Source organism: Chryseobacterium nepalense (assembly GCF_023195755.1).
Classification (GTDB): Bacteria; Bacteroidota; Bacteroidia; order Flavobacteriales; family Weeksellaceae; genus Chryseobacterium; species Chryseobacterium nepalense.
Window position 1 is genome coordinate 2,372,782 of sequence record NZ_CP096203.1, and the last position, 24,007, is coordinate 2,396,788.

20 protein-coding genes are annotated in these 24,007 nt (G+C 38.3%); 12 read left to right on the forward strand and 8 right to left on the reverse strand.

All coding sequences use genetic code 11. The features are described 5' to 3' along the window. Nucleotides 1–9 precede the first annotated feature (9 nt). Together M0D58_RS10340 and M0D58_RS10345 are read right to left on the reverse strand one after the other, a co-directional pair. Nucleotides 10–627 carry a hypothetical protein gene (locus M0D58_RS10340; RefSeq protein ID WP_248388995.1) on the reverse strand — a complete coding sequence of 206 codons (618 nt, stop codon included), beginning with the start codon at nt 625–627 and terminating at the stop codon, nt 10–12. Next, nucleotides 614–1,174 (reverse strand): RNA polymerase sigma factor, encoded by a 561-nt coding sequence (locus M0D58_RS10345; RefSeq protein WP_248388997.1) that lies wholly within the window; start codon nt 1,172–1,174, stop codon nt 614–616. Before M0D58_RS10345 ends, M0D58_RS10340 begins: the two co-directional genes overlap by 14 nt. A 176-nt stretch (nt 1,175–1,350) precedes the next feature. On the opposite strand from M0D58_RS10345, the gene M0D58_RS10350 reads away from it, so the two are divergent. Then, complete coding sequence (locus tag M0D58_RS10350) at nt 1,351–1,542, forward strand: bacteriocin-like protein (protein ID WP_248388999.1); 192 nt, start codon at nt 1,351–1,353, stop codon at nt 1,540–1,542. Between the two features lie 75 nt (nt 1,543–1,617). Here the strand turns inward: M0D58_RS10350 and M0D58_RS10355 are convergent, their stop codons facing one another. The 5 genes from M0D58_RS10355 to M0D58_RS10375 form a co-directional block, all read right to left on the reverse strand. Further along, nucleotides 1,618–2,838: an aminotransferase class V-fold PLP-dependent enzyme gene (locus tag M0D58_RS10355; protein ID WP_248389001.1), complete on the reverse strand. Its 1,221-nt coding sequence runs from the start codon at nt 2,836–2,838 to the stop codon at nt 1,618–1,620. Nucleotides 2,839–2,997: 159 nt separating this feature from the next. Continuing rightward, entirely contained in the window at nt 2,998–3,645 is a 648-nt protein-coding gene (locus M0D58_RS10360) for a 50S ribosomal protein L25/general stress protein Ctc (RefSeq protein WP_090000564.1), read from the reverse strand. Between the two features lie 55 nt (nt 3,646–3,700). Then, nucleotides 3,701–4,639, reverse strand: coding sequence for a ribose-phosphate pyrophosphokinase (locus tag M0D58_RS10365; protein WP_248389003.1), 939 nt, complete (start codon nt 4,637–4,639; stop codon nt 3,701–3,703). An 85-nt stretch (nt 4,640–4,724) separates the two neighbouring features. Next, nucleotides 4,725–6,290 (reverse strand): SGNH/GDSL hydrolase family protein, encoded by a 1,566-nt coding sequence (locus M0D58_RS10370; protein WP_248389005.1) that lies wholly within the window; start codon nt 6,288–6,290, stop codon nt 4,725–4,727. A 9-nt stretch (nt 6,291–6,299) separates the two neighbouring features. Beyond that, a complete protein-coding gene (locus M0D58_RS10375) occupies nt 6,300–7,535 on the reverse strand; it encodes an OmpP1/FadL family transporter (RefSeq protein ID WP_248389006.1) in 1,236 nt (411 codons plus the stop codon). A 274-nt stretch (nt 7,536–7,809) separates the two neighbouring features. Here M0D58_RS10375 and M0D58_RS10380 point away from each other — a divergent pair, with 274 nt between their 5' ends. From M0D58_RS10380 to M0D58_RS10405, 6 genes are all read left to right on the forward strand, one after another. Then, nucleotides 7,810–9,216, forward strand: a complete 1,407-nt coding sequence (locus M0D58_RS10380; RefSeq protein ID WP_248389007.1) for a PSP1 domain-containing protein — start codon at nt 7,810–7,812, stop codon at nt 9,214–9,216. Continuing rightward, entirely contained in the window at nt 9,209–9,673 is a 465-nt protein-coding gene (locus tag M0D58_RS10385) for a gliding motility lipoprotein GldH (RefSeq protein ID WP_248389008.1), read from the forward strand. Before M0D58_RS10380 ends, M0D58_RS10385 begins: the two co-directional genes overlap by 8 nt. A 6-nt stretch (nt 9,674–9,679) precedes the next feature. After that, a complete protein-coding gene (locus tag M0D58_RS10390) occupies nt 9,680–12,058 on the forward strand; it encodes a penicillin-binding protein 1A (RefSeq protein ID WP_248389009.1) in 2,379 nt (792 codons plus the stop codon). A gap of 75 nt (nt 12,059–12,133) precedes the next feature. Further along, nucleotides 12,134–13,675 (forward strand): protein adenylyltransferase SelO, encoded by a 1,542-nt coding sequence (locus M0D58_RS10395; protein WP_248389010.1) that lies wholly within the window; start codon nt 12,134–12,136, stop codon nt 13,673–13,675. 89 nt (nt 13,676–13,764) lie between these two features. Beyond that, nucleotides 13,765–14,721, forward strand: a complete 957-nt coding sequence (locus tag M0D58_RS10400; protein ID WP_248389011.1) for a T9SS-dependent choice-of-anchor J family protein — start codon at nt 13,765–13,767, stop codon at nt 14,719–14,721. Nucleotides 14,722–14,796: 75 nt separating this feature from the next. Then, nucleotides 14,797–16,071 (forward strand): DUF6080 domain-containing protein, encoded by a 1,275-nt coding sequence (locus M0D58_RS10405; protein ID WP_248389012.1) that lies wholly within the window; start codon nt 14,797–14,799, stop codon nt 16,069–16,071. A 96-nt stretch (nt 16,072–16,167) separates the two neighbouring features. On the opposite strand, the gene M0D58_RS10410 is transcribed toward M0D58_RS10405, so the two are convergent. Beyond that, nucleotides 16,168–16,707 (reverse strand): SPOR domain-containing protein, encoded by a 540-nt coding sequence (locus M0D58_RS10410; RefSeq protein ID WP_248389014.1) that lies wholly within the window; start codon nt 16,705–16,707, stop codon nt 16,168–16,170. A gap of 184 nt (nt 16,708–16,891) precedes the next feature. Between M0D58_RS10410 and M0D58_RS10415 the strand changes: the two genes are divergently transcribed. From M0D58_RS10415 to M0D58_RS10435, 5 genes are read left to right on the forward strand one after another with little or no spacing between them, the layout of a single operon-like run. Beyond that, a complete protein-coding gene (locus M0D58_RS10415; protein ID WP_248389016.1) occupies nt 16,892–18,259 on the forward strand; it encodes a c-type cytochrome in 1,368 nt (455 codons plus the stop codon). A 22-nt stretch (nt 18,260–18,281) separates the two neighbouring features. Beyond that, a complete protein-coding gene (locus M0D58_RS10420) occupies nt 18,282–21,341 on the forward strand; it encodes a TAT-variant-translocated molybdopterin oxidoreductase (RefSeq protein ID WP_248389018.1) in 3,060 nt (1,019 codons plus the stop codon). 25 nt (nt 21,342–21,366) lie between these two features. After that, nucleotides 21,367–22,764, forward strand: a complete 1,398-nt coding sequence (nrfD, locus tag M0D58_RS10425) for an NrfD/PsrC family molybdoenzyme membrane anchor subunit (protein WP_090000552.1) — start codon at nt 21,367–21,369, stop codon at nt 22,762–22,764. Then, complete coding sequence (locus tag M0D58_RS10430; RefSeq protein WP_066435200.1) at nt 22,751–23,272, forward strand: DUF3341 domain-containing protein; 522 nt, start codon at nt 22,751–22,753, stop codon at nt 23,270–23,272. The genes nrfD and M0D58_RS10430 overlap by 14 nt, the downstream gene beginning before the upstream one ends. Beyond that, on the forward strand, nt 23,265–24,002 hold the full coding sequence (locus M0D58_RS10435) for a c-type cytochrome (RefSeq protein WP_248389020.1): 738 nt from the start codon (nt 23,265–23,267) through the stop codon (nt 24,000–24,002). The genes M0D58_RS10430 and M0D58_RS10435 overlap by 8 nt, the downstream gene beginning before the upstream one ends. Nucleotides 24,003–24,007 lie beyond the last annotated feature (5 nt).

Below are 24,007 nucleotides of genomic sequence, written 5' to 3' on the forward strand. Positions count from 1 at the left end.
AAATTGATTTTATTTTTCGTTCAGATCAATGCTTGCCACATTGCTTTTTCCTTTTGTTTTTTCAATAACATCTTTGTGTTCGACTGAAAAAAGCAGCGTTGAAGGATCAACATACCGTTTCTTTTTCACATGTATTTTAGCCGAATCTGATTGTGCAATTATTTTAGCCGATTCAACAGGTGTGATTTCTGCTATAACATGCGGCGAATTTTGTTGTATTAAAGGCAGTTCATCATGTATAACAGCCGGTGATTCCTTCAGAACTTTTTGATTATCTGCTGAAATTTTTTCTGCTGCAATTTTTTGTTCAGTATTTTTAACGATTAATTTCGCTGATTTCTTCTGAAGCTTATTCTGCGCAGGAAGCTGAACTTCAGTCTTACCGACCTTAGCAATATTTTCATACCTTTCAGTCACATGATTATCCTGATTAAAAAAGAGTACTATTCCCAAACTGAATGTTAAAACCACACAAGCTGCCACTAAAAACCAGTTGATTTTAGTTCTTGCAGATTCAACAGGTTTATGAGCCTGAATTTCAGACCATAAATCTCTGGAAGGCGCAACTTCCCTTTCGCTGATCTGTTTTTTAACCTGATATTCTATACTATTTTCAGACATTTTCATTTCTCAAGGCTTTTTGTTGTTGAAAGTAAATTTTCCTCATTTTCTCTTTTGCTCTGAATAATTGTGTTTTGCTTACGGCTGTTGAAATCTGCAGGAGATCGGCAATTTCCTGGTGCGAATAATCTTCAAAGACGTACAGGTTAAAAACCATCCTGTATGCATCTGGAAGCTGATCAAGAAGTTCCTGGGCATTAAAATCAAATATTATTTCCTCATCATACATTTCCTCCAGATAAGATTCGCTGATATCATCAAGATAAAAAACCGTTTTATTGCTTTTAATGAAATTCAGACATTCATTCACGACAATTCTTCTTGCCCATCCATCAAAGCTTCCCTCGGCGCGAAAACTTTCAATACTTTTAAAAATTTTGCAGAATGCTTTAATTACGCAGTCTTCGGCTTGGTAAAGATCGTTAATATAACTTCGGCTTATACTCAGGTATTTTTTTACATTCTGATCATAAAAAATTTTCTGCGCAGCCGGATCCTGCTTTTTAAGCCGGACAAGCAAATCATCTTTTTTATTTCCGAACGAAATCCTCATAATTATTTGTTTCTATTAGTAAGACAAGAAAAAACCAAAAAGGTTACAGCCTTAAAAAATTTTTTTAATAAATATATAATTCCTTACAGAAACAAGAATTTTTCTGTTTACTTTCATTCTATTATTATTTTTCATAACTTAGTGAAATAATTACAAAATCACTAAATAAAAATACTATGAAAAATCTAAGAAAACTCCAGAGAGAAAACTTAAAACAAGTAATGGGCGGTCATACCTGTCCTGGAAATACTTATCACATTATATACAACGGCTACCACGCTTGCTGTCTGCAGATTCCTACCGGAAACCCATGTACCTCAACAAGCTGTCTGGTTCCTATTGAAATGTGCGATTCCGGTCTTAATTAAAATTGCTGATAATTAAAACAGACCCGGGCGGAAAAATTTCCGCCCGGGTTTTTATTGTACAGGAAAATGCGAAAACTATCTAAGCATTCTCTGCGCTTTTTTTACTCCCTCCACCAGAAGATCGATTTCATGAAATTCGTTGTACACGGCAAAACTGGCTCTTACCGTACCTGCAATATTGAAAAAATCCATGATAGGCTGCGTACAGTGGTGTCCCGTTCTTACGGCAATTCCTAATTTATCCAGAATCATTCCTACATCGGAAGCAATACCAACGCCTTCAAGATTAAAAGAAACCACACCTGTTCTATTGGCTTTTTCACCATAGATCTTTATGCCTTCCAATTCCAGCAATCTTCTTTGAGCATATTCCAGCAAGGCATTTTCATGCTTCTGAATATTTTCTTGCCCCACTTTCAGGATAAAGTCCACCGCTGCTCCCAATGCTATATTTCCACCAACATTCGGGGTTCCTGCTTCATATTTGAAAGGCAGTGGCGCATAGGTAGTTCCATCAAATGAACAAGTCGCAATCATCTCTCCTCCTCCATGAAATGGCGGAAGTTCTTCAAGAATATTTTGCTTCCCATACAGAATTCCTGTACCCATCGGGGCGTACATTTTATGTCCGGAAAAAACATAGAAATCACAGTCCATTTTCTGAACATCGATGGTAAAGTGCGGTGCAGACTGAGCACCGTCAATTACAATATAAGCATCGGTATTTTTTCTTGTTTTTGCAATGATTTCCTCGATAGGGTTTACAATTCCCAAAGCATTGGAAACATGATTTACAGAAACCACTTTGGTTTTTTCACTTAAAAAAGTATCAAATACATCAAGCTGGAGAATACCTTGTTCGTCAATAGGAATAACTCTCAGTTTTGCACCTGTTCTTTCACAAAGCAGTTGCCAAGGAACAATATTGGAATGGTGTTCCAAATAAGAGATAATGATCTCATCATCCTTTTTAAGCTTTTGTGTTAAAATATATGAGATCAAATTAAGGCCTTCCGTTGTTCCTTTGGTAAAAATTACCTCAAAATCATGTTTTGCATTAATAAAATTCTGAATTTTTCTTCTGGAACGTTCCATTTCTTCGGTTGCCAGCTGGCTCAGCGTATGAATCCCTCTGTGTACATTGGCGTTAATCTCTTTATAATACCGCTCCCATGTTGTTAAAACGGAATCCGGTTTCTGTGATGTTGCTGCATTATCGAGATAAACCAATGGTTTACCGTTCACCTTCTGATTTAATATAGAAAACTGACTTCTGATTTCCTGAATGTCAAACATTTATTAAATTTTTAAATTAAAACGTTCTTATTTAGAACACTTCAAATTTACGGCTTTTTTTCTAAAGGTATTGTGTAGAAATATGATTATAGATGTAATCTAAAAAGAAAAAACCTGCCAATAAATTGACAGGTTCTATATTGTTCAGATAAGAAATTCTTATTCTGCTGCAGTAGTTTCTTCTGCTGCCGGAGCTGCTCCTTCTTCAGTTGCAACTTCTTCTTCATCTTCATCATCCATTGCTGCAGCACCACCTTTCATTGCATTTCTAGACATCTTAACAGCTACAACAACTGCATTGTCCGGGTGCATGAAAGAAAACCCTTCAGTTTTGATTCCACCGATGTAAAGCTTGTTACCAATTCTTAATGGAGTAACATCTACAACGATCTCATCTGGTAAGTTAGCAGGAATCGCTTTCACTTTCAGTTTTCTGAAAGACTGACGAAGAACACCACCAGCTACAACACCTTTAGAACGACCAGTGATTCTTACAGGAACCTCCATGATAACTGGCTTATCGTCAGCTAACTGATAGAAATCTGCGTGAAGAATTTTGTCAGTAATCGGGTGAAACTGAATATCCTGAAGAACAGCCGGAATTGTTTGACCATCAACCTCAATAGATACCGTGTGTGCTTCAGGAGTATATACTAAACCTTTGAATGCTTTCTCTTCTGCAGAGAAGTTCAATGGCTCACCACCTCCGTAAACAACACAAGGAACTAATTCAGCATCACGTAAAGCTTTTGTAGACTTTTTGCCCACGCTTTCTCTTTTTGTACCTTGAATTGTAATAGATTTCATTTATAAAAATTTAAAAAATTGTTTAAAATTAAATTCGCAAAACTCTAACTGTCAATTAAATAACAAACTTACTGCTAATTGATTGATGCTCATGAACCATCTTCATAACGTCTGCAAATAATGGGGCGCAAGATAGCACTTTTATTTTAGATGACAAATTATTTTTTACAGGAATCGAGTCAGTTACAATAACTTCCAATAGCTTTGAGTTTTCGATATTCTCATAAGCCTTTCCTGAAAGCACGCCGTGAGTTGCCATGGCTCTTACAGTTTTCGCCCCTTTTTCCATCAGGATATCTGCAGCTTTGCAAAGTGTCCCTGCCGTATCAATCATATCATCGATAAGAATCACATTTTTACCTACTACATCCCCGATAAGAAACATCTCTTCTACAACGTTTGCTTTTTTTCTTTCCTTATAAGCAATAACTACATCTGCACCAAGGTGCCCTGCATAATTTTTCGCTCTTTTAGCTCCACCCATATCCGGAGAAGCAATCGTAAGGTTTTCAAGATTAAGGTCTCTGATATAATCTACGAAAATTGTAGATGCATATAAATGATCCACCGGTATTTCAAAGAATCCCTGGATCTGATCTGCGTGAAGATCCATCGTCATTACTCTGGTTGCTCCTGCAGCCGTTAAAAGGTTGGCTACAAGCTTTGCACCGATTGGCGCTCTCGGCTTGTCTTTTCTGTCTTGTCTGGCAAGTCCGAAATAAGGAAGCACTACCGTAATGCTTTTTGCAGAGGCTCTTTTTGCTGCGTCAATCATTAGAAGAAGTTCTAAAAGATTATCCGCCGGAGGGAATGTGGATCCGATCAGGAAAACTCTTCCTCCTCTTACAGATTCGTCCAGAACCGGTTCAAATTCTCCGTCGCTGAACTCCTGAAAGTTTATTTTTCCTAATTCTTTCCCATAATACTGGGCAATTTTCTCTGCCAAGTCCTTGCTCGTCCTTGTACAAAATAGATAACTTAACTGATGGGCCATTTTTACTTTTTAAAAGATTTTGCAAATTTAAAAAAAAACCACAAGAATCTATCCTGTGGTTTCTAAGTTTTTATTCAATTGAGAATTATGGAAAGTTAACCCCCGAATATTTATTGGCATCAACCTGCGGCAGATTGGATCTGTATTTCGCGTTGATTGATTTGATAAATTCATTCGCTACGATAGCATATCCTCTTCCGGTAAGGTGTACCCCATCGAGAGAGAAGGTACCTCCACTAACAAATGTTGCGGTGTATTTCACCCCATTATAAGTGATCCCTGATTTTGAATTCAGTTCTACCATTTTCTTATTCATATCAACAAAAGCTAAACCATAGGAATCTGCCATTGATCTGATGGATGTATTATAAGCAGTTACCGCTGTAGAAATATTGTTTACTTCATCAGCTGTTAACGAATATTGATCACCAATTGGGAAACTTGCACCATAGATGAATAAAGAACTCGGAGTAGCTGGCTGATTGGTTGTTGCATCTAAACCTAATAAGCTGCTGGATGTAAGAAGCATTAATTCTCCTTGCTTTGCCTGACGTGCTCTTCCGAAAGCATTACCTATAAATGCCGCCTGAGTAGGAGTATAGCCATTTGCTGCTAAAGCAGCCGTAAGCTGAGCCGAAAGATCAGCTAATTTATTATCGATAATAAGCACAGGATTATTTCCAGCTACGACAGGGTTAATTCTGCTTCCTTGCCCATATGCAGTAAGAACAGCCTTTAAAGGTCCATAAAGCTGTGTGTTTAAAGCCTGGGCTTTTGCTGCATCTAAAGGAATTGCATTATAAGGAACTCTTGTAAAAAAAGGAATATTGGTAACGTCAGGAATATTGGCGATTACTCCTTTTGTAACACCTGCTCCTTTAAGACCGTCCAAAACCGCTTTGATAGAACCCGCAACAATATTAGGATTCGAAATATCATTCGATCTGTATGTTGCAGGGCTTGCAGTGTCAGGCTGAACCGTTGCAGCCGTGTATGTGGTAACCCCTCCCACTGTCTGAGAGTTTGTACCTCCGTTTGTTGCATATGAAAGGACATCATTGTTTCCTATCCACAGAGAGAAGAAAGTAGGAACCTGGGATATTGCATCAACTAAAACTGAAGTTGTGGCAGATGAAGCAAATCTCACAAAATAAGGATTTGCCGTTCCGGTTGCAAGACCTGCAAGACTTCCGTATCCAGGCGCTACGAGATGAAAGGATTTTGCTCCCGGCACACCCATGTTCTGGTAAGGCCTTCCCGAAGCGACATTGTCCAACGCTCCTCCGGGAGTACCGGCAACGGGAGTTAATGATCCGTTAACAACTTTAAGAGTAAGTTTCCCAGGGAAACCCGGCAAGTTGTTAAAGCCCCCTGTATTATTAGGCATCAGTGGCTGTTTAAAATCACCGCCTCCTGCAAGCTTCATTTGCTGTGCAATAATGGAAGGGTAAGACTCATTTTGTCCTTCCGAATAGAGTGCACCATCTCTGTATCCTGATGTTAATGAATTTCCCAAAGCAACATATCTGGAAAAATTGGCTTCACCACTGGTTACTACAACATCATTTACATCTTGATCAAAATCATCCTCGCAGCTCGTTGTAAATAAAAGTGCGGAAATCGCTAATGTAGAAATTATAATTTTTTTCATAGTCTTCAATTAAAAAGGATTGTAAGATAAACCTAAACCGAAATAGTAAGCCGTCGCTTTAGCCTGTCCGTAGAAACCAAGGGTTTTATTATTTACATTTCGTGACTGAGGCATTGCATAACCTCCTGCAATATCAACCCCGAACTGCTTTAGTTTAAATCCTACACCACCGGTCACAACATACGTGTTGAAAGATGGGGTCTCCGGAATAAAGTGGTCATCAGAGTAAGGCGATTCATCATAATAAGCACCAAGACGCCCGTAAATCATATTGCTGAATGCGTACTGAGTTCCCAAACGGAATGTTTTTGCATTCCTGAAATTTTTAGGAGCAACCACAACTGTTGGATCTGCATTTCCTGTAGCCAGAGGAGCGCTTGCAAAATCGAGGGTAAGCTGAGTATATCTGGACCATCCGTGATAATTAAAATCTGCAGAGATCAACCATTTCGGAGTTACTTTATACGTTAAACCGATGGTGTATTCCTCAACCAAAGGTAATGTTGCGGTAAATCCGTCTGTTCCCGAAGAATTTAAGCCTAACAAAGGATAGATTGATGTAGATGGGAATTTAAATGTCGCCGTACCATCTTTAGCTTTCATATCAACAGGAGAACGGTAAGCAATACTTACATCCACTTTAGGATCCGGTCTGAAATAAAAGCCGAAACTATATCCGTGCCCGCTTGCTTTACTATCAAGATTAAGCTGCCCTCCAAATTGAGTAACCGCTCTATCCCAGTTTACAGTACCTCTAGCATAAATATAGCTTGCTCCGAAAGCCAGCCAGTCATTAAATTTATAAGAAACCATAGGTTGGAAATAGTAACTTTTCAGTTCAAGTTTCTGAACCATTTCTTTTCCTTCCCAATCATTCGGCCATTCTATAGTACTTCCAAAAGGAGTTGTAAAGCTGAAACCAACAGTCAGTTTCTCAAGAGGCCTGTATGTTACGGCAGCGTAAATAGGCGTTCCTAAAGGATTATCAGTCTCTGTAGTCTGTAATGTATTCAGATTTTGAAAAGTAACTCTGTTGCTTGCGCCAAATCCACCGGCTACAATACTTAATTTCGAGGGAATGAATGACATCCCTGCAGGATTGAAGAATGCCACACTCGCATCTTCAGCATGAGCACTGGTATGTGCCATTGCCAATTGTTTTACCCCCTGCAGAGAAACCCTGAAACCTCCTGCATAAGATAGAACACCTGCCAATAATGCAGTTGATACTAATATTTTTTTCATAGACTATTATTATATAACCCAAATATAAAATTATTTTACTTAGGTCTGTTAATAAATCATAAAATTTTAAACAATAAAACCAAATAAAACTATGTTTAAAATAATACTTTGCTTCGGTTTTATTCTAAATCTAAGATTATAAGAAGCTTAAACTAAACTAAATCACTACTTTTAGAGCTTTGTTTAAAACTAAACAGGTAAGTTTCTGAATATTTGATTATTTTAGACCTCATAAAGATAAAAATCATAAATTTGCAAATTAAACATATTATATATGAGTTGTGGATGTAAAACATCCGGCGATTCTGCACATTCTTGCGGACCCAAGAAGACCGCGAATGGCTGTGAAAATGTAGATACCTGTGGTAATAGTTATAAATTAAGTGTTTTTGACTGGCTTTCCAACATCAACAATCCCGCACCGAACAGATGTGATTTTGTTGAAGTTAGATTTAAAAATGACAGAAAATCGTTTTATAAAAATGTAAATAATATTCCATTACACATAGGTAGTGTTGTAACAGTAGAATCAAGTCCCGGACATGATGTAGGTGTGATAAGTCTCACCGGCGAACTGGTAAAGATTCAGATGAAAAAGAAGAAATTTTCTGAAGAATCTGTACAGAAAATATACAGGCTGGCCAACCAGAAAGATCTGGAAGTATGGCAGGAAGCACGAAAAAAAGAAGAAAACGTAAAAATAGAAGCGCGAAAAATCGCCCACAGGCTTGGTCTTGAAATGAAGATCACCGATGTGGAATATCAGGGTGACGCTTCAAAGGTTACGTTCTATTATACTGCTGATAATCGTGTAGATTTCAGACAGTTAATTAAAGATTACGCAGGAGCGTTCCGTACAAAGATCGATATGAAGCAGATCGGCTTCAGACAGGAAGCTGCAAAAGTGGGAGGAATAGGATCTTGTGGAAGAGAATTATGCTGCTCGACATGGCTTACGGATTTCAGATCTGTTAACACTAACGTTGCCCGATATCAGCAGCTGAGCATCAACCCTCAAAAGCTTGCAGGACAGTGTGGCAAACTTAAATGCTGTCTGAATTACGAGCTGGACAGCTATCTTGACGCATTGAGCAATTTCCCGTCTTCTTCAACAACACTTGATACAGAAAAAGGAAGAGCATTCTGCATAAAGATCGACGTTTTCAAAAAGAAAATGTGGTTTGCATACGTTGAGAATTCTATTGCCTGGTACGATTTTGATATTGATCTCGTTAAAAAACTGATTGCAAAAAATAAACGTGGCGAAAAAACACTTCCTCTGGAAGAACTGAAACAGCCTGAAACTTCGTTTGCAAGCATAGATCTGATTCAGGAAAATAATGTTGACCGTTTCGAGAAGAAAGGAAGAGGAAACAATAAAAACAGAAATCAGAACAGACCGAATAATAATCAGAACAACCAGAATCAGGGACAGAAAAAAAACAACAACAGACCTGAAAGACAGGAACGTCCTGAAAGATCCGACAGGCCTCAGAAGCAGGAAAGGCCACAAAATCAGAATCCGAACAATCAGCAGAAACAACAAAAAAACAACCCACAGCAAAAGCCCCAGTTGGAAAAAGTAGAAGCTGCAGCAGATTCTCAGGTTGACAAAAAACCAAACCCGAACAAGAAAAAATTTAAAAAGAAGTTTCCTCCAAAAAAAGACAATAATGCGTAAAATCTTAGGATTATTCTCGCTTATCCTTCTCTTCAGCTGTAATTCTTCTTCAAAAGAAGAAGTGATTATGAATTCTGTTGATAACAAGTGGAATAAGAAAAGCGAACAGAAATTTAATCTTGAAGTTTCGGATCCGCAAAATCCTAAAAATATTATATTTGTTGTAAGAAACAATAATGAATATCCTTACAGTAATATCAGGTTTATTGTAAACTTCACCGATATGCAGACCAAAAAAAAGCAGACTGATACGCTGAATTATGTTTTGGCAAAACCTAATGGAGAATGGTTGGGAACCGGCTTCGGTGATACAAAGGAAACTTTATTTCAGTATAAACTGAATTACAGATTTCCGACAAAAGGAAAATATCAGATTGGTCTCACTCAGGCTATGCGAAATGACATCCTTCCGGGAATCGAAGATATTGGAGTAAAAATAGAAACGGCTAAACCGTAATCATCAATGGAAGTAAACAAACAAATTACAGGAAATAAAGGGAAAACATTCCCTCTTCCTCCTAAGAAAAAAAATACCGGCTGGAAAAAGTGGGTGAAATTTATCTGGGTCGGACTTATTGCTGTAGTATTAGGAATATCAGGTATTTTTTTCGCCGTTTCCCAAGGTTTTCTCGGGGAAATGCCGGATGTAAAAGAACTTGAAAATCCGGATATTTATGTCGCCTCCGAGATCTATTCTTCGGATGGTGTTCTATTGGGAAAATTTGAAAAAGAAAAAACCCAGCCTATCATTTATAAAGATCTTCCTCCTTACCTGGTATATGCTCTTCAGGCCAAAGAGGATGAACGTTTTAAAGAACATTCGGGGATCGATTTACAATCTGTCGCCAGAGCTGTAGCTTATGGTGGAAAACGCGGAGGTGGTTCTACTATCACACAACAGCTTGCCAAACTGCTTTTTACCAATGGGGCTTCTCAGAATAAAATTGAAAGAGCGTTTCAGAAGCTTAAAGAATGGGTAGTTGCCGTAAGTCTTGAAAAGCGATATACAAAAGAAGAAATCGTTACTTTATATTTTAATAAGTTTGATTTCTTATATAATGCTAACGGTATTGAAATGGCATCCAAAATCTATTTCAATAAAAAAACATCAGAACTTACTTTACCGGAAGCCGCCATGTTTGTAGCAATGCTGGAAAATCCTGTAAAAAATAACCCGATGAGAAATCCTGAAAGAGCGAAAGCAAGAAGGGATGTCGTACTGGAACAGATGCTGAAGACGGGATATATAGATCAGGACACTTATAATAAAGCCATTGCAACTCCAATTGTTTTAGATTATCATCCGATCAAAAACATCAATGATGATTATTCCGCTTATTATAAGTTTTATTTAAAAAAGGAAATTGATGCTTATTTAAAGGATTACGAAAAAGAAAACGGCAAAAAGCTGAATCTTTATAAAGATGGATTAAAAATTTACGTCACCCTTGATTCCAAGATGCAGAAGTATGCCGAAGAGGCTATCAGAGAGCATTTAACAGATCTTCAGAAAAGATTTGATGCTGAACAGAGAGGCAGAAAAGACTGGCCGTTTTATTATCTTAACAGCAAGCAGATCAACGACCTGATGGTTCAGGCTATGAAAAGAACCGGACGTTACAAGCAGCTGAAAGCAGCCGGAGTTTCCGAAGATTCTATCATGATGGAATTCAAAAAGCCGATCAAAACATCACGTTTCACGTGGGCCGGAGAAGAAGAGGTAGAAATGTCCCCTTGGGATTCTATCAGATGGCATAAGAAAGTAGCTCAGGCAGGATTAATGTCTATGGTTCCCGGAACCGGGGAAATAAAAGCCTGGGTAGGAGGAATCGACTGGCAGCACTTCCAGTACGACCATATCAAACAGGGGAAAAGACAGGTTGGATCTACCTTTAAGCCTTTCGTATATGCTACTGCTATTATGAAACTGGGGATGACTCCATGTTCTACAGTTTCTAATGCAAGCTTTAATAAAGGAACTTATCACGTAGTAGGAAGAGGCGGAATGCTTACTTTGAAAGATGCTTTAGCACACTCTCAAAACCCTGTAGCACTGCGTCTGGCTGAAATGACAACGACACAAAGTGTAATTCAGACGGCGAGAGATCTTGGTGTAACAGAAGAGATTTCAACAAGTCTTCCGATGGCATTAGGTTCATCCGACATCACCATCTACGAAATGGTGGGAGCCTATAGTACTTTTGCTAACTATGGTAATTACAATAAACCGGAAATGATCTGGAGAATTGAAGATGCCAACGGAAGAGTAATTAAGGAAGTGAATGTTGAGCCAAAAGAAGTAATGAATCCGCTGTACGCTTATACTATGATCGAACTGATGAAAGGAGTAGCACAGTATGGTACAGCTTCAGGAGAATTGGGAAGAAAAGGAATTTCAAAAGATATAGAAATTGCAGGTAAAACCGGTACTACCCAGAATAATTCAGACGGTTGGTTTATGGGTATCGTTCCAAAGCTGGCAACAGGTGCGTGGGTTGGCTGGGAAGACAGAGCTACGCATTTCTATGGAACAGGTGAAGGCCAGGGAGCCAAAATGGCACTTCCGATCTGGGCCATTTTCATGAAGAAAGTATGGGCAGATAAAAGCCTTGGAGTTTCTCCGAGTGATAAGTTTGTAAAACCATCGGAATGGAAAGACGGCTGTTCAAATCTTAAAGGATTAAGCTCAGGTTATGGAGACGATGGCGGACTGCAGACGCTGGACGAAATCAAAAACCCGAAACCGGTAGAGCCATCCGGACCAAAAACACCGGGCAAAAAAGAAGAAAATGTTAATGACAATCTTAACAGCAGTGAAGATATAGACTTTAATAATAAATAAATTCTCTTTTAGAAATACACAAGACCTTTCAATATTTTGGAAGGTCTTTTCTTTTTTAATTAATACCTTTGAGATATGAAGATTGAAAACATACAACAACCCTTTATAAAAAAGTTTCCGGGAGATTTTTCCGGTAACACGATGCAGAGAAATACTCCGAAGGTTTTATTCTCAACCGTAAATCCGGCAGGTTTTGATCATCCTTCACTTATTGCTTTTAATGAAAACCTTTCCGAAGAAATCGGTTTGGGAAAATTCGAAGAAAAAGATTTGGATTTTTTAGTTGGGAATAGTCTTCCACAAGAAATGCAGACTTATTCTACTGCTTACGCCGGACATCAGTTTGGCAATTGGGCAGGACAGCTGGGAGATGGAAGAGCAATACTTGCCGGAGAGATTACCAACAATCTCGGGCAAAAACATGAGATCCAGTGGAAAGGCGCCGGAGCAACACCGTACTCCAGACATGCGGACGGAAGAGCAGTCCTGAGGTCTTCAGTGCGTGAATATCTGATGAGTGAAGCCATGCATCATCTCGGTGTTCCCACAACAAGAGCATTAAGTCTTGCTCGTACAGGGGAAGAAGTGGTAAGAGATATTATGTATAACGGAAATCCGCAGAACGAAAAAGGCGCTGTAGTCATAAGAACAGCCGAAAGTTTCTTACGTTTCGGGCATTTCGAACTGATGTCTGCCCAGCAGGAATATACAATATTGAAGGAACTGGCTGATTTCACCATTGAAAATTATTTCACAGAAATACAATCGGAAGGCCAGCAGAAATACAAAGATTTTTTTGAAAACATCTGCAGAAGAACCGCTGATCTTATGGTTGAATGGTACCGTGTAGGATTTGTACATGGGGTAATGAATACAGATAACATGTCGGTTCTGGGACTTACCATAGATTATGGCCCTTATTCAATGATGGATGAATATAATTTGAATTTTACTCCGAATACAACCGACCTGCCCGGAAGAAGATATGCATTCGGAAAACAGGCACAGATCTCCCAATGGAATCTCTGGCAGCTGGCAAATGCACTTCATCCTTTAATTAAAGATGAAAAATTTCTTGAAGATATCCTGAATGATTACGGAAGCTATTTCTGGGAATCTCATGACCGGATGCTTTGTAGAAAATTCGGGTTTGATCAGCTGTTAACCAATGATGAAAAGTTTTTTAACAGCTGGCAGAGCCTTATGCAGGATCTTCAGTTAGATTATACGCTGTTTTTTAATGAACTTGAAAAATATGATGACCAAAAAGATTTAAGACTTCAGTTTGAGAATGTTTCCTATACATTTCTTAATGATGAAAAAATTTCAAGATTGGATGATTTTATGAAAGACTATAAGTCCAGATTAGAAAAAAATATTATTTCAAGAGAAAAATCTTTAGAAATTATGCACAAAACAAATCCTAAATTTATTTTAAGAAATTACCTTTTATATCAATGTATTGAAGAAATTAATGATGGAAAAACGGAAATGCTCGGTAAATTGACCCACGCCCTGGAAAATCCTTATCATACCATCTACCCGGAATTTTCAGCGAAAAGGCCATCGGGGTATGATGATGTTTCCGGATGTTCAACACTTTCCTGCAGTTCGTAAATTAATATACCCCATAATATGATTTTTAAATAATATTTTTCATAGGATTGCATCTTTTTTTATTAGCTTTACATAAAATTAAAATTTTTATGAAAAAACTTATACTTTTTGTTAACTTACTGTCTGCGGGATTGTTTGTAAATGCTCAAACTACCCTTTTTAGTGATTCGTTTGAAAGTTACACCAACTTTTCAATTACAGGATTTGGCAACTGGCAGACACTTGATTTAGATGGCTTAAATACCTATACAGGCGGGGGACCTGTAGTTGCAGGAGTCCCTGTTTCTACATGGACCGCAAGTTGGGCAAATGCCGGAGCCCCAATGGCTTTTCAGATTTTTAATCTTTCAGCCAGCAATGCTACAAATAACGCTACCGCAGTTACAGGAGTAGATGAAGAAGTAAGAAACTTCACTCCTCATACAGGTCAAAAATGTGCTGTATCATGGGCCGGAGTCCCAGCCGGTGGCGTAAATGCAAACAATGACTGGTTAATATCTCCACCAATAGCATTAGGAGCAGCTAATAATCAATTAAGTCTTTGGGTAAAAGCTCTTTCTCCTGCTTTTACTGAAAAATATAAAATTGGAGTATATGTAGGAAGCGGAACACCAACATCCGCGAGTAATTTTACGTTCATTCCAAATACTACTGCCGTAAATGCGACTGCTAACTGGACACAGATTACACGTAATCTTGATGCTTATGCCAATCAAACCATTAGAATAGGAATTCAATATATGGCAGCAGACCAGTATATGTTTATGGTAGACGATTTTTACGTTACAACAGGTACGCTTGCAACCAATGAAGTTGGAGCAAAATCTAAACTTGCCCAGCTATATCCTAACCCAACAAAAGGAGAAATCAATATCAAATCTGATAAGAAAATAAAATCATCTGAAATTTTAGATTTCACTGGAAAATCAGTATTAAAATCTTCATCAGCTAAGGCAGACATTTCTTCATTGCCTAAAGGAAATTATATTATGCAGGTAGAATTCACAGACGGAACTTCTATTTCTGAAAAAATAATTAAAGAATAATCAAACTATTTCAATAGATTTAAACTCACCTTATGGGTGAGTTTTTTATTTATTTTTGTAGAAAAAAATAAACCGGTGGCTCAATTCAAAACAAAATTCATCCAATTTCTGAAATTATTATTTCCATCTTCAGGAACTGAACTCCTTGTTCTGTTGTTTTTCCTGGTTGTTTACGGATATTTAGGATCCTTCATCGCCATACATTATAAAATTATTTTTGACTCCAGAATTCCCTGGGATGCCTATTTCAGCTTCGATAATAAATCCATTGTAATGACCGGAGGAAGCTTCGAAAGACATCCTTTATCGTATTATTTCTTCAACTGGATCCGCGAGCTGGCGTTGCTTTTTTCTGATGGCAAAATGAATGGAGATTTTCGCTTTATCCTCGCATGGTTCAGCAATATTGCAGTTAGTCTAAGCGTACTTCAGGTCTTCAAGTACCTGAAAAATATCATTAGGCTACCTCTAATCCTAAGTCTATTGCTCATTTTATTTTTCGGTGCGTTTTCAACGACAATCCTGCTGTCTTTCACCCCGGAAAATTTTACTTACACCCTATTTCTACTGACTTTATTTAATCACTATTCTGCAATAAAACTTAAAAAAGAGAAAAAAATACCCGCATTGGCGCTGGCATTTTCCGGAATTACAATCGGAGGATTAACCGTAACCAATATTGCCAAGGTATTCATTCCAGTTGCTTTTGAAAAAGGACTCTTTCACAGCTGGAGAAAGTTTGGAAATGCTATTTTAAGAGGAGCTTTTACTGTTATCTGCTTTGTTTTATTGTACCTGAACCGGATTGATTTCAAATACCAGAACATATTCAGCAAGACCAATGAACAGTATGAAAAGTTCTCGAATGTAAATTCAACTCCGACCTGGGATATGATTCCTTCTTATTTTTTTGGCGGAAATATTTTATTTTCGGATTTCATTATCCGGGATAAACATAATATGATGGGATATCATTATAAAGGCATGATAATGACCGTATACTCGTCATGGATCCCTTACATTTTCATTGCCGTTTTATTGACTCTTATCTCCTGGAGTTATTGTAAAAATTTTAAAAATAAGCTGGTTCAGGTACTCATGATTTCATTTTTGTTTGATATTGTGATTCATTGCGTTATGAGATTTGGACTTCACACCTCATACATTTACGGAGGACATTTTGTTTTTGTTTATCCGTTATTGCTGGGATGGCTCTTTTACTCCTACAAAGAATCACCAAAAATGCTGTCTTTCTTAACCGTTGTTGTTAGTATTTTATTTGTTTATGCCTTAACAAATAATTATCTGAGAATGACAGAATTCTTCTGGTTTTTAAATAAATATTACTAAAAATTCATTATTCTATCCCATTATACTCTTGAAAACTGCATAAAAAAATAAAGCTGAGAATTAATCTCAGCTTTTTACAATATTTCAAAAATTAAATTATTTTGCTTCCGCACAGAAAATTCTGTATTGTACGGCAATTGCCGATTTAAAATACTCTCTTACTTTAGACAGGTCAGAGGCAGCACTTTGTTTCGTAAAATAACTTCCCGCAAGAATTTTATAATTTGGTCTGAGTGATGCGTCGGTTTCAACTTTCAAATTGGGAAATCTTTTTCTGAAATACGCTTTCACTTCATTAGCTTCATCATTGCTTTTTACGGTGGTTATCTGGATCTTATATCCTAAAATCCTCGGATTTCTTCTGCATATTTCCGCATTGGTAAGTTCCCTATTCGGAACATAAATTTTTGTCGGTCTCGAAGAACCGGAATCATCATCAGCATCACTCGAAACAACCGTACTGGTAGTTCTTGAACACTTGTCTTCAATACTTTCCAGCGCGGCATTTACCTTAGAATCCATTGTCATCACCAATTCCGTCCCGGCTAAGGTATCTTTTTTTACAATTTGTTGTGCTTCAAGAGTATAAAATCCTCCAAACAATACTATCGAAAATATTTTAATAAAATTTTTCATTTAAACTTGTTTCCGCAAATTTAGGTAAATTAAAAAATTATACCAAATGGAGTTATTTAGAATCAATACAAATTAAACGTAAATGATATTTTCCCCTTTCTATATACCGTTAAATTCCTGTTAAATATATTATTTTTGCCGAATTGATTGAATGTTCAATATTTACTAACATAAGATAATTTAAATGATTAGTTGGAGAAAGCATTATAGACAAACGTTGATCGCAATAAGCTTATTGTTATCAACCAGTGCTTCAATTTACGGGCAAGACGGCGATCCTAAAAACGGAGAAAAACTTTTCAAAGCGAATTGTACTGCATGTCACGCGTTAGACAAACAGGTCGTAGGACCTGCATTGAAAGGTGTGGTTGCAAGACTTGATACCGAACAGGGGCTTGGAAAAGACTGGCTTCACAAGTGGATCAAGAACAACAAAGAGCTAAGAGCCTCTGGTGACAAATACGCCAATGAAGTTTTCGAAAAATTCAATAAGACTGAGATGCAGGTCTTTCCAAATCTTACCGATAAGGATATTGATGACATCTTAGCATACACAACTAATCCTCCGGCTCCGGAACCTGCAAAAACTGATGATGCTAAGAATACAGCAAATGCAGGATCTGCCAATGTGGCACCACAGAGCTCTACCACTACCAACGTGGTGATCATTTCACTTTTAGCGATTGCAGGTTTATTGGTTTGGATCCTACTGAAACTAAGACAATTAGTAAAACTGGGACAATCTGAGGACTTAGCAGGACTTAACGAAACAAGAGTAAAATCTTTCCGTGAAATTTACGAGAAATACCACTATATCGGTAAAGGACTTATTGCTATTCTGGCTTTACTGGCAGCATACGGAGTATGGAACTGGATCATGTGGATCGGTGTTTACAAAGGATATAAACCTGAACAACCTATCTATTTCTCTCACAAAATCCACGCAGGAGAACAGAAGATTGACTGTCAGCTATGTCACTCCAGTGCCAAGTATGGTAAAGTATCTGAAATCCCTTCTATGAATGTTTGTATGAACTGTCACAGAACAATTTCCGAGTACAATGCAGAACACTACATGGAACCAGGAAAAGACAAGGCATTCTACGACGGAGAAATCCAGAAAATTTATGCTGCTACAGGTTGGGATTCTGAAAAACAACAGTATACAGGAAAAACGCAGCCAGTTGAATGGACAAGAATCCACAACATGCCGGACTTCGTTTACTTCAACCACGCTCAGCACGTTGTAGCAGGTGAACAGGCAATTATTAATTCTTTCAACAAAAAGAATCCAAACAACAAAATTGATGTTGTATGTAAAGCCTGCCACGGTAAAATTGATACAATGAATGTTGTTCAGATGGCCAATGACTTCACAATGGGATGGTGTATTGAGTGCCACAGAACTACTGAGGTTGATATGAACAACGGTTATAATAAAGAATACTTCAAGAATCTACATGACAAGTTGAAAAAACAATACCCTAAAGATGGTGGTAAGATTACTGTAGATGCAATTGGAGGTCTTGAGTGTGGTAAATGTCATTATTAATAACTAAAAATTAGAAGTATAAATGGCTTCAAACAAAATACAATTTAGAAGTATTCACGAACTTAAAGATCCGGCTCTAAACAACAAGCTGGCTCAAAAAGAGTTCCAGGAAGAAATTCCGGTAGAAGATTTCCTTGGAGATGCTGAAAAAAACGGATCCAGTACTTCAAGAAGAGATTTCTTAAAACTATTAGGATTCTCTACTGCAGCGGTTACACTGGCTGCATGTGAAGCTCCGGTTATCAAAACAATTCCTTATGTGGTAAAGCCACATGAAATCATCCCGGGAATTCCAAACTATTACGCTTCAACATATTTCGATGGTTTTGACTTTGCGAGTGTTTTAGTAAAAACAAGAGAAGGAAGACCTATTAAAATTGAACCGAATCCTGTTGCAGGAGATCTTGGAAAAACAAGCGCAAGAGCACAGGCAAGCGTACTTTCTCTTTATGACAATGATAAAGTAAAGCAGCCTAAATTTGAAGGTAAAGATGAAACTTTCGATAAGGTAGACAGCTACATTATCAAAGGACTGGAAGAAGCTAACGCTGCAGGAAAAAGAATTGTTTTATTATCGCATTCTTTTGCTTCCCCTACTTTCAAAAAATTATTCTCTGAATTTAAGGCTAAATATCCTACAGCAGAGTTAGTAACATATGATGCTTATCCTTATGCTGGTGCATTAGACGCAGCCCAGGAAGTTTTCGGAACAAGAGCATTACCGGTTTACGACCTTCGAGGAACAGAATTGGTAGTTTCTTTCCAGGCAGATTTCTTAGGAGATTACAATGGCGGAGGATTAGAATCTTCTTACGCTGCTGCTAGAAAGCCGGGACCAAACATGTTGAGACACATTCAGGTGGAATCAAACATGTCACTGACTGGTGCTAACGCTGACGAAAGATTCAGATTAAAGCCTAGCCAGGTAAATAAAACTTTAGTTGAAGTTTACAATGCCATCGTTGGTGGAGGAACTTCAGATAAAACAGCTTCTGAAATTGCTAAAGAATTACAGACAAAAGGAAGCAAAGCAGTAGTTTTTGCCGACGGTTCCAAAGGTGCTCAGGTTTTAGCACACCTTATTAACCAGAAACTTGGTTCTACAGCTTTCACAGGTAAAGCAAACCTATTAAAAGAATTTGACAAAGCAAGATTCGAGGAATTCCTTGGATGGGTAAATGCAGGTCAGGTTGGTGTATTGATCGCCAATAATGTAGATCCTATTTACTCATACCACAAAGGAGAAGATTTCAAAAAATCTTTAACAAAGGTTCCTTACGTCATTGCTATTGCTGATAAGAAAAATGAAATGTACAAAGCAGCGAAAGCTGTAATTCCTGTAGCCAACTGGCTTGAGTCTTGGGGAGATATCGAACCGCAGACGGGAGTATATTCATTAATGCAGCCAACCATCCAGAAAATCTACAAATCAAGACAGATAGAAGAATCTTTATTGGTTTGGAAAAACGGAAAGAACAATGCGGCTAACAACTACTACGATTATTTAAAAGCAAATGCTTCTTCCGTACTAGGAGGAACTTCATTCAACAAAGCTTTATATAACGGATTTAATACTTCTGCAAATGCAACAACATTGTCGTATGCAGGAGGAAATGCTGCTCAGGCTGTAGCTGAATTAGGAGGCTTCAAAGCATCTGATTTAGAATTGGTATTATATACCAAAACAGCAATGGGAGACGGAACTCAGGCCAACAACCCTTGGCTTCAGGAATTACCGGACCCAATTACAAGAATGTCTTGGGATAACTACCTGACAATTTCTCCTAAAGATGCTGAAAGATTAGGTATAGAAAACGATCTTAATGCTAGAATGCAGCTGGACGGTTCTATCGTAAATCTTACGGTAAACGGAGTTACTATAAAAGATGTTCCTGTATTCATTCAGCCGGGACAGGCAGAAGGATCAGTAGGTCTTGCGCTTGGATATGGTAAGAAAAATTCAGGAGCAACAGCTGATACGGGAGTAAATGCATATCCTTTATTCGATGGATCTAACCTGGTGGTATCTAATGTTAAATTAGAAAAAACAGGTGAAGATCATGAATTCGCAGGGATTCAGCTTCAAAATACATTAATGGGACGTTACGAAATTGCTAAAGAAGTTCCTTTGGCAGATTTCTTAAACGTAGCATTTGATGATGAGCACAAAGGATGGAATAAGCCTTTGGAATATCACACCATCAGCGGAGCTCTTCCTGCAAGAAAGATTGACCTTTGGGATGCTTTCGATGATACGGACGGGCCTCACTTCAACATGTCGATCGACCTTAACTCCTGTACAGGTTGCGGATCTTGTATCATTGCCTGCCAGGCAGAGAACAACGTTCCTGTAGTAGGAAAAGAAGAGATCAGAATGTCCAGAGATATGTACTGGTTAAGAATTGACCGTTATTATTCTTCAAGACAGAAAGTAGAAGTATATGAGGGATTAAAAGAAGGAATGGCAGTTCCTGAATTATATGGTACTGCATTCGGCGACGGAGGGGCATTGAACCACCCTGCTGATAATCCTGATGTGATCTTCCAACCGGTAATGTGTCAGCATTGTAACCACGCACCTTGTGAAACGGTTTGTCCGGTAGCGGCTACATCTCACGGTTCTCAGGGACAAAACCACATGGCTTACAACAGATGTATTGGTACAAGATATTGTGCAAATAACTGTCCGTACAAAGTAAGACGTTTCAACTGGTTTACCTACAACCTGAATGACAAGTTCGATTTCAACATGAACAACGATCTTGGAAGAATGGTACTGAATCCTGATGTTGTTGTAAGAACAAGAGGGGTTATGGAGAAATGTTCAATGTGTATCCAAATGACTCAAACGACTATTCTTGAAGCTAAAAAAGAGAACAGAATCGTGAAAGACGGAGAATTCCAGACAGCTTGTTCAAAAGCATGTACAACAGGATCTATCCAGTTCGGAGACATGAATGACAAAGGATCTGAAGTCAGAAAATTATATGCTGACAACAGAAGATATTATTTACTTGAAGAGATCGGAACCAAGCCAAACGTGTTCTATCATACTAAAGTAAGAAACAGAGTAGAAAAATAAAGTTTAAATAATAAATAGGTAAAAAATGTCAGGACATTACGAAGCTCCGATAAGGGAACCTCTGATTATTGGTCACAAAACTTATCACGATATCACGGAAGATATTGCACGACCTATCGAAGAAAGAGCAGGTAAATTATGGTGGATCTCATTATATGCAGCCTTAGTTCTATTCATCTATGGATTTGGGTGTATCGCCTATACTATCGGAACAGGTATTGGAGCATGGGGACTTAACAGAACTATTAACTGGGGTTGGGATATTACTAACTTCGTATGGTGGGTTGGTATCGGTCACGCCGGAACCCTAATCTCAGCGGTATTATTATTATTTAGACAGCGTTGGAGAATGTCTGTAAACAGATCTGCGGAAGCGATGACGATTTTCGCAGTAGTACAGGCAGCAATCTTCCCGGTAATTCACATGGGTAGAGTTTGGGTAGGATATTGGGTATTCCCATTACCAAACCAGTTCGGTTCTCTTTGGGGGAACTTCAACTCTCCTCTACTTTGGGACGTATTTGCAATCTCTACCTATTTCTCGGTATCAACAGTATTCTGGTTTATGGGATTGATTCCTGACTTTGCAATGATCAGAGACAGAGCAAAAACACCTTGGACTAAAAAGATTTATACATTCCTTGCATTCGGATGGGGAGGTAAAGCAAAACACTGGCAAAGATTCGAAGAACTTTCTTTGGTTCTAGCAGGTTTGGCAACGCCGCTTGTATTCTCAGTACACACTACCGTATCTTTTGACTTCGCCACGTCAGTAATTAAAGGATGGCACTCTACGATCTATCCTCCTTACTTCGTTGCCGGTGCGATCTTCTCAGGATTCGCGATGGTACAGACGTTATTATTGGTTGCAAGAAAAGTTTGTCACCTTGAAGATTATATCACTATGTATCATATCGAAATTATGAACATCGTAATTATTTTAACAGGTGGTATGGTAACCGTGGCCTATGCTACAGAATATTTCATCGGATGGTATTCAGGATCAAGATTTGAAGATTTCACTTATCTTTCTCCGGGTGCTGCTGTTGGACCTTACTGGTGGGCATTCTGGTCATTGATCATCTGTAACCTTGTTGTTCCTGCTTCATTCTGGTTCAAGAAATTGAGAACGAATATTATCTGGACATTCATTGTTGCATTAATCATCAACATCGGGATGTGGTTTGAGCGTTTTGACATCATCGTAATCAACCTTTCAAGAGACTACTTACCAGGATCTTGGACTATGTTTAAGCCAACGATCATTGATGTGGGTGTATATTTAGGAACAATTGGATTCTTCTCCGTATTATTCTTATTATATGCAAGAACATTCCCTGTAATTGCACAGGCCGAATTAAAATCGATTTTGAAAATCTCAGGTGAAACTTATAAAGCAAAAGAAGGAGATGAGCACCACTAAAATTGTATACGGACTTTATGCTGACGACGACGATTTAATGAACGGCGTTAAGGCATTCAACGATAAAGGAATCGCAATCAACGAAGTTTATACTCCGTTCCCGGTTCACGGGCTTGACAAAGCTTTGGGGTTAAAGAAAACAAGAATTTCTGATGCCGCTTTTCTTTACGCTCTTTATGGAGTAACGATTGGAGCTACTTTAACCTGGTATGTAATGAACCACGACTGGCCTCAGAATATCGGTGGTAAACCAGCTTTTGACTGGGGACACAATATGCCGGCATTCGTTGTACCAATGTTTGAGCTTATGGTATTTTGTGCCGCTCACATGATGTCATTAACTTTCCTGGTAAGAAACAAAATGTATCCCGGAGCTCCTGCACAAAACCCGGACCCGAGAACAACGGATGATAAATTTATGATGGAATTTGTAACTGATGATGTAGAATCTGTAAAACAGTTGCTTATTGAAACCGGAGTTGAAGAAATAACTGTTAAAGATGCTTAAAATGAAAAAGAATGTATTAAAAATTACAGCAGTTTTAGGTTTAACAACAGTTTTACTTAACTCTTGCGGGCCAAAAGAAAATACTCCGTTAGTATATTTCCCGGACATGTATTTCCCGGTAGCTTATGATCCATTGATGAAAGCCCAGGATGCTTATTCAGATCATGAAAATGAAATTCCTGCTTTCGTAAAAAATAACGGGGCAACAGGCCTTTCTCCTGTAGAAGGATCTGTTCCTCAAAATAAAGATGGTGTTTTTGAAGAAGGATTGCTTCCGAAAACCGTTGATGAATACAATGCCGGTTATGATGCTTCAAAAACAATGACCAATTCTCCTTTAAATCCTGCAAACTCTGCAAAGGATCTGGAGAGAGGGAAAATATTATTTGAACATACCTGTGCAGCTTGTCATGGTGTAGGTGGAGACGGACAGGGACCTATCGTACAGTCCGGAGCTTTCTCCGGTGTACCAAACTACGCCGACAGGGAAATTACTGTAGGATCTGTTCATTATGTGATCACAAACGGTAGAAACGCAATGGGATCTTATGCAGGGCAATTAAACGCTGGAGACAGATGGAGAGTGGCCATGTATGTAATGAATGCCTTTAAAAAAGGAGCTGCAGCACCTGCCACTGCAACACCTGCAGCGGGAACGGCTACACCGGCGTCGACTACAGCAGCAGCACCGGCAACTACTGAAACAAAGACTACCGAAACTAAAAAATAAGAAAA